General features: G+C 42.7%; 13 protein-coding genes. 12 read left to right on the forward strand and 1 reads right to left on the reverse strand.

The genetic code is table 11. From position 1 onward, the window contains the following. Positions 1–130: 130 nt before the first annotated feature. The 9 genes from ACEN82_RS27150 (at position 131) to ACEN82_RS27190 (ending at position 8,040) form a co-directional block, all read left to right on the forward strand. The gene (locus tag ACEN82_RS27150; protein WP_091175659.1) at positions 131–691 is read left to right on the forward strand and encodes an RNA polymerase sigma factor; all 561 of its coding nucleotides are present in this window, start codon (positions 131–133) and stop codon (positions 689–691) included. Then, complete coding sequence (locus ACEN82_RS27155) at positions 688–1,263, forward strand: hypothetical protein (RefSeq protein ID WP_413322239.1); 576 nt, start codon at positions 688–690, stop codon at positions 1,261–1,263. The genes ACEN82_RS27150 and ACEN82_RS27155 overlap by 4 nt, the downstream gene beginning before the upstream one ends. After that, the gene (locus ACEN82_RS27160) at positions 1,244–2,704 is read left to right on the forward strand and encodes a DUF4097 family beta strand repeat-containing protein (protein WP_413322240.1); all 1,461 of its coding nucleotides are present in this window, start codon (positions 1,244–1,246) and stop codon (positions 2,702–2,704) included. The genes ACEN82_RS27155 and ACEN82_RS27160 overlap by 20 nt, the downstream gene beginning before the upstream one ends. A gap of 121 nt (positions 2,705–2,825) precedes the next feature. Beyond that, on the forward strand, positions 2,826–3,761 hold the full coding sequence (locus ACEN82_RS27165; protein ID WP_413322241.1) for a helix-turn-helix domain-containing protein: 936 nt from the start codon (positions 2,826–2,828) through the stop codon (positions 3,759–3,761). Positions 3,762–4,201: 440 nt separating this feature from the next. After that, the gene (locus ACEN82_RS27170; protein ID WP_413322242.1) at positions 4,202–4,942 is read left to right on the forward strand and encodes an SDR family oxidoreductase; all 741 of its coding nucleotides are present in this window, start codon (positions 4,202–4,204) and stop codon (positions 4,940–4,942) included. Positions 4,943–5,088: 146 nt separating this feature from the next. Continuing rightward, positions 5,089–5,841 (forward strand): SDR family oxidoreductase, encoded by a 753-nt coding sequence (locus ACEN82_RS27175; protein ID WP_413322243.1) that lies wholly within the window; start codon positions 5,089–5,091, stop codon positions 5,839–5,841. Positions 5,842–5,948: 107 nt separating this feature from the next. Next, entirely contained in the window at positions 5,949–6,374 is a 426-nt protein-coding gene (locus ACEN82_RS27180) for a hypothetical protein (RefSeq protein WP_413322244.1), read from the forward strand. A gap of 151 nt (positions 6,375–6,525) precedes the next feature. Further along, on the forward strand, positions 6,526–7,098 hold the full coding sequence (locus tag ACEN82_RS27185) for a Crp/Fnr family transcriptional regulator (RefSeq protein WP_413321234.1): 573 nt from the start codon (positions 6,526–6,528) through the stop codon (positions 7,096–7,098). 87 nt (positions 7,099–7,185) lie between these two features. Further along, positions 7,186–8,040 (forward strand): NAD(P)-dependent oxidoreductase, encoded by an 855-nt coding sequence (locus ACEN82_RS27190; protein WP_413321233.1) that lies wholly within the window; start codon positions 7,186–7,188, stop codon positions 8,038–8,040. Positions 8,041–8,182: 142 nt separating this feature from the next. Here the strand turns inward: ACEN82_RS27190 and ACEN82_RS27195 are convergent, their stop codons facing one another. Then, on the reverse strand, positions 8,183–9,586 hold the full coding sequence (locus ACEN82_RS27195; protein WP_413321232.1) for an MBL fold metallo-hydrolase RNA specificity domain-containing protein: 1,404 nt from the start codon (positions 9,584–9,586) through the stop codon (positions 8,183–8,185). 156 nt (positions 9,587–9,742) lie between these two features. Here ACEN82_RS27195 and ACEN82_RS27200 point away from each other — a divergent pair, with 156 nt between their 5' ends. From ACEN82_RS27200 to ACEN82_RS27210, 3 genes are all read left to right on the forward strand, one after another. Next, positions 9,743–10,114 (forward strand): BlaI/MecI/CopY family transcriptional regulator, encoded by a 372-nt coding sequence (locus ACEN82_RS27200; protein ID WP_090534685.1) that lies wholly within the window; start codon positions 9,743–9,745, stop codon positions 10,112–10,114. Between the two features lie 2 nt (positions 10,115–10,116). After that, positions 10,117–12,132 (forward strand): TonB family protein, encoded by a 2,016-nt coding sequence (locus tag ACEN82_RS27205; RefSeq protein ID WP_413321231.1) that lies wholly within the window; start codon positions 10,117–10,119, stop codon positions 12,130–12,132. Between the two features lie 442 nt (positions 12,133–12,574). After that, a complete protein-coding gene (locus ACEN82_RS27210; RefSeq protein ID WP_413321230.1) occupies positions 12,575–13,342 on the forward strand; it encodes a class I SAM-dependent methyltransferase in 768 nt (255 codons plus the stop codon). Position 13,343 lies beyond the last annotated feature (1 nt).

The following is a 13,343-nucleotide window of genomic DNA, read 5'->3' on the forward strand; positions in this document are numbered from 1 at the left end:
GACCTGCTTATCTAAACCCATCTCAACTTAAAACTGTCAAAAAAATTATTCCTTATTAAAAAAATATTTTTCACATACGTGCAACGTTGCAAAATGCCTTGCGTCTATTAACCTGAAGCCGGTCACGAATTTGGAAGCAATATATATTGATAAACATTACAACCTGGTAATTGAGTGCAAACAGGGGAGCAAAAAAGCCTGTTATGAGCTTTACCGTTTGTATTCGAAAGCTATGCTGAACGTGGCCTTTCGGATAGTGGGCGATATTGCCGAAGCAGAAGATGTGCTGCAGGAAGCTTTTGTGGATGCCTTTGCCAAGCTGAAGGATTTTAGGCAGGATACCACATTTGGCCTCTGGCTTAAGCAGATTGTTGTGAACCGGTCGATCAACCTGCTGCGCAAACGAAAGCTGGAACTGGTTGAGCTGGAAGATGGCCATCTTGAAAATATTGCCGATGACGAGAGCTGGGACGATGAAGACCTGCAGTACCAGGTTGCCAGGGTAAAAGAAGGCATGAACCAGTTGCCCGATGGCTATCGCGTGGTGATATCATTATATCTGCTTGAAGGATATGACCACGAAGAAATAGGACAAATATTGAACATATCAGAAAACACATCAAGAACCCAGTTTTTGAGAGCTAAAAGAAAGTTAATTGAAATTTTAAACAGGAAAGGACAAGTATCATGAGCAAGCGATTTGAAGATTTCATGCACGACAATAACGAGGAATTTAACGAAATAGAACCATCGGCAGATTTGTGGGGTAAAATTGAGGCACAGCTCAATTTTTTGGACCAGGAGCAGGAACAACCAAAAAAGCGGGAAGCAAAGACTTTTTCGCTGGGCTTCGTGCTAAAAGTGGCCGCATCGGTGATCATCATAATGGGCATAGGCTTCGGCATATTTATACAAAGCCAAAAAGGAACAAAAGGCGTTGACCTTGCCGCTATTAACCCCGAGTACGCCCAACAGCAGGTGCGCTATGCGTCGCTTGTTGAAACCAAGCTTACCGAACTTAAGTCAGCATCTAAAAATGATCCTCAGCTATACAAGGAGTTCAGCGCCGAGATAGCCAAGATGGATTCCACCTATAAAAAACTAAACAGTGATTTAGCCACCAGCCCTAACCAGGAACGTGTTTTACGTGCAATGATCCGGAACCTGCAAATACAAACCGAGGTGCTAACTCAGCAATTAAATGTAATTGAACAGTTTAACCAGATGAAAAAGGAACAAAACAATGAAACCAAAAATATTTAGTCCGGCCCTGCTTATGCTTATCGGCTTATTAGCCATAAGTACAGCGAACTTTGCACAGGTAAGTCCTGCAGCCCCGCCTGCGCCGGCAATGCCAAAATTGCCTCCTACACCGCCTCCCGCCGCTGAATTGAACGGGGATGGCTGGACTTCGGTAACCGACAGCAAGGAGTATCAGCAAAAAATGAAAGAGCTGAACGCCAAAATGCGCGAACTGCAAAAGGAAATGGGCAACCTGCGCGTGCAGCAGCAAAAGCAATTGCATCTTAAAATGCAAAATATGCTGAAGCTGAACAAACAGCTTGCTTTTAAGTTTAAGGATAGCCTGAAGCTTAAAAACTTTGATAGCCTGAAATTTAAAATGAAGTTTAAAGGATTTGACAGCTTGAAGTTTGCCGATAAATTTGAGATGCTTAGTCCTAATATAAACTTCGGCTTTAAAAACTTCGACCAGAACTTTAGCTACAGTTACGATGGTGATGAGCGCTATGAGCAACAGGTGCAGAATGGCGATATAGTTGAAAAAACAAAAAGCTACAGCAAAAGCTATAACGTTGACGGCAACGATGTGATTAACATTGATAACAAATTTGGCAAAATCACGGTAATTACCTGGGCTAAAAGCGAAGTTAAGGTTGATGTACAGATTAAGGTTGGGGCCAATGATGAAGATAAAGCACAAAAACTGCTTGATAATGTAAATATCAGGGATAGCAAAGACGGCTCGGGTGTATCGTTCAAAACTTCTATTAATCAAAACGATGATGATAACGGCAGTTGGGGCAACCTGTTTGGTAAGAAAAACTCTGTGCGTAAAATGGAGATCAATTATACCGTTTACATGCCCGCCAAAAATCCGCTTACCATTAACAACAAATATGGCAGTACCGAGTTGCCCGACCTGAGCGGTAAACTCAATATCAATAACTCATATGGCAGCCTTAGCGCCAAATCCTTAAGCAACCCAGCTTGCCAGATCAGGGTTAAATATGGCAGTGCAACTATCGGCAACCTTACCGGCAGCGATTTGGATGTAGCCTATGGCAGCCTTAATCTTGGTGATTGTGATAAACTCAATGCTGATGTAAGCTACGGCTCGGCCAAAATTGGCCGTATTACTACTTCGGGTAATATCAACGTTAAATTCAGTGGGGCGTTAAAGATTGAAGAGGTTGATAAAAATGTGAAAAATCTTTCGGTTAATTCATCATATTCAAGTGTAAAACTGGGAGTGAGCGACGGCCAGAATGCTGATTTTGATATCACTGTTCACTACGGTAGCTTTAACTATAGCGGCCATGATGTTAACATCACCAGTAAAACCCCTGCCGACGGTGAACGTGGCTATAGTCCGACAAAAACCTACAAAGGTCATTTAGGTAAAGGTGGTAGTGATAAAACCATTACCATCAGTACCAGTTACGGCAGCGTAAGTTTTGATTAAAAATATATTAGATGTAAAATAAAAAACGGCGTATCGTAACTGATACGCCGTTTTTTTATTGATTCGCCTGCGTCTTGCAAATCTACCGTATCCCTCATAGCTTTGGTGCAAACATCTCGTCATGCATCACCAGGATAATGAAAAACAAATCTTTAATACCCTTTATGATCAATACAAGCACCTGGGCTTGCCACTCGGACTGATAAAACATACCGATTTTACGGTTTTTAACCTGAAAGATATTAATCAGCTGATGCCGTTTAAATCGCCCTTGAGCAGGCTTAACTTTTTTGTTTTTGCCTTCATTAAAGATGGGAGTGGTGATTATACCATTGATGAGCAAAATCATAAGCTGCAGCCGCGTGCCATTTATTTTACCAATCCGGGCCATTTCCGTTCGTTTAACTGGGAGCGTATTGGCGATGTATACCTGTTCACGCTCAGCGAATCGTTTTTAAAGGAAAACGTACACGCCAATATTTTTGATGAGTTCCCTTTTTTGCTGGCCGAAACATTTCCGGCCCGTGTACTTACGCCCGAAGTTTTTGAGGAGTTTGATATTTTATATCACCAAATCCTGAAAGAGTACAATTCAGATAGCCCATATCGTTACCGGATCATCGGTAACCTATTTGTGGTGGTACTGTTAAAATTCAAAGAATATTTCTGGAAAGATTATAACCCGATATATGAAGGCAACCGGAGCTCGGAAATTGTAAAAAACTTTAAACGCCTGCTTGAAAAACATTACCGCGACCTGAGCAATGGTACAGCCGAACAGGCTTTCAGAGTGCAGGACTACGCCGACGCGCAAAGCCTTCATCCCAACTACCTGAGTAACGTTATCAAAATAAAAACGGGCAAAACCATCAGCACCTGGATTGCCGAAAAAACTATAGCTGAGGCCAAGGCCCTGTTGCAGAACTCGAAACTCTCCATTAAAGAAATTGCATATCGCCTGGGTTTTTCTGAAGCTACCCATTTCAGTAATTATTTTAAAAAGCATACGGATATGTCGCCGGTGCTGTTCAGGAAGGGGCATGCGGGGATAGCATAGCCAACGTTTCTGTCAAAGTGATTTGGGCTAAAGCCACATTTGTACCTTAATGTTCCGTCGGTTAAAACCGACGGCAATGAAGAAACCTGCATTATGCCAAGCTGTTCAACTAAGTTCTTTAATTGGCTCGATAGCCGAGCTGACTGTGTGTCTCGCTGTTTTGAAATCTTATAGATTTAAATTCATTGCCGTCGGTTTTAACCGACGGGATTATGTTTAACTCAGTGCGGCTTTAGCCAAATCAGTTTGTACGAGCTTTTTTTTGCACTAATTCGGGTAAGAAAGTCAGTTGGATTATCTTAACAATTCTTCTTTATCACCCAATCTTAGATATTCGTATGTAATGCTTTGATATGTGTATCATTCAGGGGCCTCGCCCTTGCCACCTTTGTATTGTCAATCAACGACAACAAAACATAGACAAAATAACAAAGGAAACCATGAACACATTAGCATCAAAAGTAGTATTAGTAACCGGCGCCTCAAGAGGCATCGGTGCAGCAGTAGCTCACAAATTAGCAGCCGAAGGCGCTAAAGTAATTATCAACTATGCAGGCGGTAAAGAAGCTGCCGACGAAACAGTAAACTCTATCAAACAACAAGGCGGCGACGCCATTGCCCTGCAGGCCGACGTTAGCAAGGCAGACGAAGTAGCGGTCATGTTTGACGCAGCAATTGCCCATTACGGCAAAATAGATGTGCTGGTAAACAATGCCGGCATCATGATCACCAAATTAATAAAAGACACTACCGACGAGGATTTTACCCGCCAGTTTGAGATCAACGTTCGCGGAACATTTAATACCATGCGTGAAGCCGCAACTAAACTGGCCAATGGCGGCAGTATCATCAATTTTTCATCAACCACTACCCGCGTTATGATGCCAACTTATGCTACCTATGTAGCCACCAAAGGCGCGGTTGAACAATTAACCCGCGTATTTGCCAAAGAAGTGGGCGCAAGGGGCATCAATGTAAATACGGTATCTCCCGGCCCAACAAATACCGAATTGTTTACCAAAGGCAAACCCCAGGAGCTGATCGACCGCCTGGCGTCATTATCAGCTTTTAACCGCATCGGTGAGCCTGAAGATATTGCCAAAATAGTAACCTTCCTGGCAAGCGACGACGCTAAATGGATTTCAGCACAAAATATCGGGGCTAATGGTGCAATGGCGTAAGCCCCTAACCCCCTGAAGGAGGAATGATAGAAGCAAGACGGCAAGACGGCAAGAGTCAAGAAGCAAGAGACAGGAATAATAATCATAGAATCATTAATCAAGCATCGGTGAAATCAAATCCCATCGGTGTAATCAAAAAAACAATCATGAACTCATTAAATAATAAAGTAGCGGTAATAACCGGCTCGGCCCGTGGTTTAGGTAAAGCAATTGCAGAACGTTATGCGGCATTAGGTGCCGACATCGTGATCAACTATTCGCGCGATAAAGTATCGGCCGATGAAGTGGTCAGCAACATCAAAGCGATGGGGGCGAACGTAATTGCTGTGCAGGCCGATGTAAGTAAAGTAGCTGATATTGAAAGGCTTTTTAAAGAAGCTAAAGAAGCGTTTGGTAAAATAGATATCGTAGTAGCTAACGCCGGTATCGAACTGGTGGAAACCCCGGTAACTGATTTTACCGAAGAACAGTTCGACCATGTGTTTGGCATTAATACAAAAGGCACTTACTTTACTATGCAGCAGGCTGCCAAAAATGTTGAGGATAATGGCCGCATTATTTACATCGCTTCAAGCACAACCTCATTCCCTGTACCCGGAATGGCAGTGTATGGTGGCAGCAAAACTACGCCAAGGTATTTGGTTGATATTCTTTCGAAAGAGATTGGTCACCGTGGTGTAACAGTTAACTCTATCATACCGTTTGCTGTTGATCATTCAGGTATCTTTGCCGAAGCTGATAGTTACCCCGCATTAAGAAAACAATTGCTTGACAGTTGTCCGATGGGCCGCCTGGCCGAAGTTGAAGATGTGGCCAATGTGGCCGAGTTTTTCGCCAGCGATCTTTCATCATTTGTGAACGGACAACACCTGTTGGTAAACGGCGGCGCAACAAATTAATGGTCAGTTTAGTAACATACGGTAGCAGCTTATAGTCTTAGCTATAAGCTGCTACCTGTGTTTAAAATTCAAAAAGTAGCATTATTTGATTATACATCTACCATGTCATGAAAACGCTTAATCATTATATCATATACGGCACATTAATTACTTCTGCAGTAAACGCTCAGGCTGCAAAAACACCTGCTGCAACTATCCAAAACATGAATACCATGAACACCGAAAAGTTAAGTAACCCGATAGTAAAACAAGCCATCGACGCCCTGCAAAGCGGAGATAAGCAGGCTTGGTTTAGCTTGTTCACCAACGATGCCCAGCTTTTTGATGATGGTAATAAAATGGACTTTAAAAGTTTTTTTGAAAAAGCTTTAGGCCATGAACGTTTTACCAGTATCGATAAGGTGGAACAAAACGGCCTGCACCTATACGGCAAATTTCACAGTGACAAGTGGGGTGATTTTAAAACCTATTTTAAGTTTACGATTGGTGCCGGCAATAAGATCAGTAAATTGGAAATAGGGCAGGCGGGTTAGCCCCACCCAAACCCTCCCCGGAAGGAAGGGCTTTAAAATGAGATAAATAAAAGTCTCCCTCCGGGGAGATTTAGAGGAGGCTCGTTGCTTCGTTCCTCGCAAGGACTTTTTTATTGATGCTTTTACTTCAATTTTACCTGATCTTTGTATCATGCAACAGCAACTTATAGCCAGGTTACAGCAGTTAAAACCTATTCCGGTTGATGATCAGGAGCTCATACTAAAAGCCTTTGAGCCAATGAAATTTAAAGAAGGGGATACGCTTTTGCAGCTGGGGCATGTAGCCCGGCAACTTTTTTTCATAACCGATGGCGTGCTGCGTATCATGGCGCGAAATGACAAGGGGAATGAGGTTACTTATTTCTTTTTAAAGGACAATCAGTTTTGCACCATTCTGTATAGCTTTAATAACAACGTGATCGCTGATGAAAGTATTCAGGCCGCCTGCGATACAGAACTATTGGTTGTTAGCAAAAGCAACCTGCTGGCTTTATATGAAAAGCTGCCTTATCTCAAAGGAATGATCGATCAGATTTCGCAGCATACGCTTATGGAGAAGATAAAAACGCGCAACACCTATCTTGGTTACGACTCGTCGGAAAGGTACCGGTTGTTTTTGGAGCGGCAGCCCGAGGTTGCCAGGAGAGTGTCACTTACCGATATTGCGTCGTACCTTGGCGTAACGCCTCAATCGTTGAGCCGCATCCGCAAAAATATTCGGTAATTAGGTTTTTTGTCGTCTGTTTAGACGACTAGAAGAGAGAAATTGACATCAATAAAATCTATATAAAACAAAAACAAAATAGCTATTATGAATACAGTTAAAACAGGATGGATAGGATTAGGTAAAATGGGCGTTCCAATGTCACAGCAATTAATTAAAGCCGGATATCCGCTCAGTGTTTATAACCGAAGCAAGGATAAGGAAGAGGCGTTTAAGGCACAGGGCATTGGTATAGCTGCTTCGCCCGCCTTATTGTTGAATGCTGCTGATGTTGTTTTCATCATGGTATCAGACGATAAGGCCATTAATGATATTTTTCATGGTGATGAAGGTTTACTTGCCGCAAAAGTAAGCGGCAAAATAATCATTAACATGAGCACAGTTTCGCCTGCTATCAGTAAAGAAATGGCAGCCGCATGCAAGGCTCAAGGTAATTATTACCTGGACGCCCCGGTATCAGGCAGTGTCAAACAGGCGGAGGATGCCATGCTGGTTATCATGGCGGGAGGCGAGGCCGGTGCATTTGAGCAGGCTAAACCTATCCTCGAAAAAATGGGTAAACTGGTTATGCTGGTTGGTGGTACCGGCGCAGGTAACGCGGCTAAGCTGGCCATTAATACTTTGCTTGGCATTGTTGCACAAGGCCTTGCCGAAACAATAACGCTGGCACAACAAAATGGCATTGAAGCCGAAGCACTAACTACGCTGATTGGTAACAGTGCCCTGGGCAGCCCGTTCATCAAAATAAAAGGCGATGCCATTGTTAACAATAATTACCAGGCAGCTTTCGCCTTAAAACATATCGCTAAAGATCTGCGCCTGGCCAAAGACCTCGGTTTGGCTACCCCGCTTGGCGAAACTGCTTATCAAACCTATCAGGCCGCCGAAGCTGCTTTTGGCGAAGAGGATATTATCGCGGTGATAAAGCAGGTGGGAAAGTAGTAAAAACCTACTACGCGTCATGCCGAATTTATTTCGGCACCTCACATGCAAGGTGTAAGCCATGCGTGTGGACGACCTGTCCTGTGGGGTCCTGAAACAAGTTCAGGATGACGGTTAAGATAAAGCACTTGTTAGTAATGATTTACTCCAAAACAATTTTCTGATGCTGATACGGGATCTCAACATGATGGAAACCGTGCGCCTTTATTTTCCCGGCAAAATGTTGCTGCACTTCGTACTCGCCGTGAACCAGAAATATGGTTTTTACCAATGCGGGGTCCTGGCAGGCCAGGAAATGGAGCAGGTCGTCATAATCGCCGTGGGCGCTCATTGATTTAATGGAGCGGACCTCGGCTTTTACCTCATACATTTCACCAAAAATGTGTACCTCATGGTCACCGCGCAATAACCTGCCGCCTAATGAATTTGGTTCTGCGTAACCAACCATTAAAATGGTATTCTTTTGATTATTAATATTGTTTTTAATGTGGTGCTTTACCCGTCCGGCCTCGGCCATGCCCGATGAGGAAATGATGACGCAGGGCCGCGGATCGTTATTCAGCGCCTTTGATTCCTCCACACTTTCAATAAAGCGCAAACCCTTAAATCCAAAAGGATTGGCATCGGTTTTTAAAACTTCCTGCACATTTTTATTATAAACCTCGGTGTGGTTCATCAATACTTCGGTTGCTTTTTCCGATAGCGGGCTATCTACATAATAAGGAACATCCGGCAGGATGCCTTTCAGTTCCAGGCCGTTTAAGGCGTACAATAATTCCTGCGTACGGCCAACGCTGAATGCCGGGATAATCACCTTGCCATTTTTTACTTCGCAGGTTTGTTTAATGATCTCCAGTAGTGACTCTTCAATAGGCCCCAGTTCTTTATGCAGCGAATCGCCATAGGTTGATTCCAGTAAAATATAATCGGCCTGCTCAAATGTTTGCGGGTTTTTCAACAGCAGATCGTCATAACGGCCAACATCGCCGCTAAAAGTAATGTGGGTATCCCTACCGTTTTCTGCAACAGTAATATGCACTGCCGCGCTGCCCAGAATATGCCCGGCGTCGGTAAAGTTGAATTTTACGGATGGGGTAATTTCAAACTCTTCGCCATATTCAACAATTTTGAACAGGCGAAGGGCCTCCATCACATCCTCTTCGGTGTACAAAGGATTAAGCAGCGGCAAGCCTTTGCGGATGCGGTGTTTGTTACTATACTCGGTGTCCTGTACCTGGATCTTTGCCGAATCGAGCAGCAGGATGCGTGTAAGGTCCATCGTGGCCGGGGTGCAGTAAATGTTCCCCTCAAACCCTTCGGCAACCAGCCGTGGAATTAAGCCGCAATGGTCAATATGGGCGTGCGAAAGGATCATGTGCGTTACACCTTTGGGATTAAAGCCAAAATGTTCGTTCATTTCTTCGGTTTGCTCGCCCAGTCCCTGGAACATGCCGCAGTCTAATAATATGCTGGTACCGTCGTTTAAGCGGAGTAAATGCTTGCTGCCGGTTACGTTACGGGCAGCACCATGGAAGGTTATGTTCATTTATAAAATGGTATGAAGTATCACAACGAATATGATGATTTAAAGTTTAAGAAATTAATAACTAAAAATTTAGTTGCAAATTAAAAATACATCACTTACCTTAGTTAAACCAATTAAATATATTAATACACGAGGTATTAATTTAAAAGTACGCACATGGAAATTAAAGAGTTAACCCGCGCCGAAGAGCAGATTATGCAAGTGCTATGGCAATTAAAAAAAGGGTATGTTAAAGACGTTATCGAACAGTTACCTGAGCCTAAGCCAGCTTACAATACGGTATCAACAATTATCCGGATCCTGGAAACAAAAGGTTTTGTTGGGCATGAAGCGTTTGGTAAAAGTCATGAGTATCACCCGGTAATCAGCAAGGAGCAATACCAGAATTTTGCTGCCGACAAATTACTGAGCGGTTATTTTGACAACTCTGTTAACCGTATGCTTTCATTTTTTGTAAAGAAAGAAAAGATCGACCTGAAAGAGGCCGATGAGATCATGAAACTGATTGAAAAACTAAAAGAAAAGTAATTATGAGCTGGTGGCAATATTTATTACTGGTAAACATATACCTGTTGCTGTTTTACGGGTTTTATGTGCTTTTGCTTCGTAAAGAAACCTTTTTTCAGCTTAACAGGCTTTACCTGGTAAGTGCCGCTTTACTATCATTTATGATACCCGTTATCCAGGCCGATTGGGTGCAAAATCTATTTATTACCCAGCAGGTAAAGTATACCCTGTACAGTAGCCCGGTATTGGTTTATCACTTTAAACCTATTGAAGAATCGCCTATTAGTATAGGGGAGGTGTTGTTTATTATATACGCCGTGGGTATCGTTTTTTTATCGCTCAGATTGATCTGGCAGTTGTTTAAGCTAAAAAAGGTGATTAGTCAGCCGCAATCACAGGTATCCTATTCCTTTTTCAAAACCGTGAAATTAAATGCCGATGGGGAGGCCAATGAAGCAATTGCCACGCATGAGGATGTACATGCCAAACAATGGCATTCGGCCGATGTGTTGCTGGTTGAACTGGTGATGATCATTAACTGGTTTAACCCGATTGTTTATTTCTATCGTCGGGCGATCAAGCATATTCACGAATTTATAGCCGACAGGCATGCTGTTGAAGCCGGTACTGATAAGGCCGATTATGCCATGCTGCTTTTAAGCCAAACATTTAATACGCCTTCACACAACTTGGTTAATTCATTTTTTAACAAAAGTTTGTTGAAAGAACGTATTATCATGTTGCAAAAAAATAAATCGCACCGGATAACGCTTATTAAATACGGACTGTCGGCCCCTCTGTTTATTTTGATGATGGTACTGTCATCAGCTACAATTAATAATAGTGATACCATTACGGTCATCAACACTAAGGCCGATAAAGTTTTCTCGACGCCGGCCAGTAAAGTGGCGGAGATTACTATTGATGAGCCTCTTAAACTTGAAAGGCAGGTTGTAGCAGCTGATACCTCACCGGTATATACTGCGGTTGCCCGTTTGCCTGAGTTTCCGGGCGGGCCGGGGGCTTTTGGTAAATTTTTATCTACCAATATAAAATACCCTGCAACAGCCCGTGAACAAAAGATCCAGGGAAGGGTGATCATAACCTTTGTTGTTGAAAAGGATGGCACGCTTTCAAATGAAAGGATTGTAAAGGGTATTACGGATGATCTGAATAACGAAGCATTAAGGGTGATAAAACTATCGCCTAACTGGAAGCCCGGTATGCAGGGAAATCGTTCGGTAAGGACTCAATATTCAGTGCCTATCAGTTTTACGCTTGCTCCCAGCGATGATACTACAAAGACTACTGCTCCGGCAAAATTTTCTATAGCTTCGGGTCAATCAGGAGATGCCGTATTCACATCTGTTGAGCAGGTACCGGAGTTTAATGGAGGGATAGAAGCCTTCGGTAAGTTTTTGATGACTAATCTCAGGTATCCCAAAGCTGCCCGTGATAATAATGTTCAGGGCAGGGTGATCATAACTTTTGTTGTTGAAAAAGATGGGTCTTTATCGAACATGAAGGTCGTAAGAGGGATAGGTTCAGGTTGCGACGAAGAAGCCGTAAGGGTGCTAAGTATGTCACCCGCCTGGAAACCGGGAATTCAGAATGGCAAGCCGGTGAAAGTACAGTATTCTGTGCCGATAAGCTTTACATTGGCCGATGATAAATCTGCAAAACCAGGCGAAAATAAAACCGGTGCTGTTGTAAATCCATCTAACACTAATCGGCTAATATATGCCGGTCGGTTGGTTATTGATACTGCAAAAAAGTCAAATATAATTCTTCGCGATGGGCTCAAATACTCTAATCAGCCATTATTGATAGTTGATGGCAAAGCTCAGACAACAGATGAGATTATGCATCAACTTAATCCGGATTATATCGCCAGCATATCTGTTTTGAAAGATAAAAACGCAACTGCCATTTATGGTGAGCAGGGCGCAAACGGTGTTATACTGATCACTACCAAGGCAGAAGCAAAAAGGAAAGCCACTGAAGGGACTATCAAAGGATCTGTAATAAAGAGCAATTGATGTGAACAGCATATTGATTATGATCGCCTAAGGCAGAACAGGTTTTCTCATGCGGGGAAACCTGTTCTGTTTTAAACCGAAAGATGAAAAGCTACGTAAAACTGTTAAATTAGTCGCATGAAATGTAACCACTAATTACCGTCCCCTTCTTTTTTTGCACGCGGATATCTTCCCTTTGAAATTGGAGGATAAAACTATTGAAATGATAAAAACAGTTTAAGGATCGGTATTAGCAAGTACCAGGTATCGATTTTAACCACTGCGTTATCCTTAACTGCGAGTTGATTGTCACACAGATAAGTATTTATTCAATAATATATATATTCAGGTACCGGCTGGCCGCGATGGTGTTATCTATGTTATTATTGCCCAAAATCTCCTTTGATATTATTTATTAACTTTGTGCCTGCAAAGCATAGCCTTATATTCTCTGTAATCTGTAATGACTGAAAATCCGAACCGCGAAAATGTTGTGTCTTATTATGACGAGCACGTTAAAAACAAGCTTAATGATTATATTGTAGTTAACCCCCGTATTGAGTTTGGTTGGGAAACCATTAAACGTTTTACGCCGTCAACACCGGCCCGCATTTTGGAAGTAGGTTGTGGTATGGGCAATATCTGTTCGCGGATGCGTAAATACTGGCCCGATGCCGTTATTACTGGAATTGATATCAGCACAATGTCTATTCAGATTGCTCAAAAGCTTTTTGGCGACAGCAAGCTCAATTTTAAGGAAAGCATCCTTACCCCCGATACCTTTAATGAACAGTTTGATCTGATTGTTTTTATGGATGTGTATGAACATATAGCTGTTACAGACAGGCCTGCTGTTCATGCCGCGCTTGCAAAAATATTACGCAATAAAGGCCGCATTGTTTTAACGGTCCCTACACCGGCTAACTTAAAATGGTCGTTAGTTAATAAGCCCGAAACCATGCAGCCTGTTGATGAGCATATATCTTTTGAGGTTATTGGTAAATTGGCTGCAGATACCGGTACTGAGGTAATCCTGTACGAACTCAAAAACGTGTGGAACGTAGGCGATTATGCACACATCGTATTGGAAAAAAATGACGATTTCGAAGCCGCGTTCTTTCATCCAAAACCGGTAACCGCGTCACAACGCAGCCGAAGGATCTTTAATAAGGCGGTGTATAAAATGGGCAGTTTCTTCCGCCGGTATTATGTCCGTAAAAAGTTAGGTTGAA

This window comes from Mucilaginibacter sp. Mucisp73, from assembly GCF_059491465.1.

Coding starts and splice junctions, on each gene's coding strand:
- ACEN82_RS27155 (WP_413322239.1), top strand. CDS start 688: ATGAGCAAGCGATTTGAAGATTTCATGCACGACAATAACGAGGAATTT.
- ACEN82_RS27160 (WP_413322240.1), top strand. CDS start 1,244: ATGAAACCAAAAATATTTAGTCCGGCCCTGCTTATGCTTATCGGCTTA.
- ACEN82_RS27165 (WP_413322241.1), top strand. CDS start 2,826: ATGCATCACCAGGATAATGAAAAACAAATCTTTAATACCCTTTATGAT.
- ACEN82_RS27170 (WP_413322242.1), top strand. CDS start 4,202: ATGAACACATTAGCATCAAAAGTAGTATTAGTAACCGGCGCCTCAAGA.
- ACEN82_RS27175 (WP_413322243.1), top strand. CDS start 5,089: ATGAACTCATTAAATAATAAAGTAGCGGTAATAACCGGCTCGGCCCGT.
- ACEN82_RS27180 (WP_413322244.1), top strand. CDS start 5,949: ATGAAAACGCTTAATCATTATATCATATACGGCACATTAATTACTTCT.
- ACEN82_RS27185 (WP_413321234.1), top strand. CDS start 6,526: ATGCAACAGCAACTTATAGCCAGGTTACAGCAGTTAAAACCTATTCCG.
- ACEN82_RS27190 (WP_413321233.1), top strand. CDS start 7,186: ATGAATACAGTTAAAACAGGATGGATAGGATTAGGTAAAATGGGCGTT.
- ACEN82_RS27195 (WP_413321232.1), bottom strand. CDS start 9,586: ATGAACATAACCTTCCATGGTGCTGCCCGTAACGTAACCGGCAGCAAG.
- ACEN82_RS27200 (WP_090534685.1), top strand. CDS start 9,743: ATGGAAATTAAAGAGTTAACCCGCGCCGAAGAGCAGATTATGCAAGTG.
- ACEN82_RS27205 (WP_413321231.1), top strand. CDS start 10,117: ATGAGCTGGTGGCAATATTTATTACTGGTAAACATATACCTGTTGCTG.
- ACEN82_RS27210 (WP_413321230.1), top strand. CDS start 12,575: ATGACTGAAAATCCGAACCGCGAAAATGTTGTGTCTTATTATGACGAG.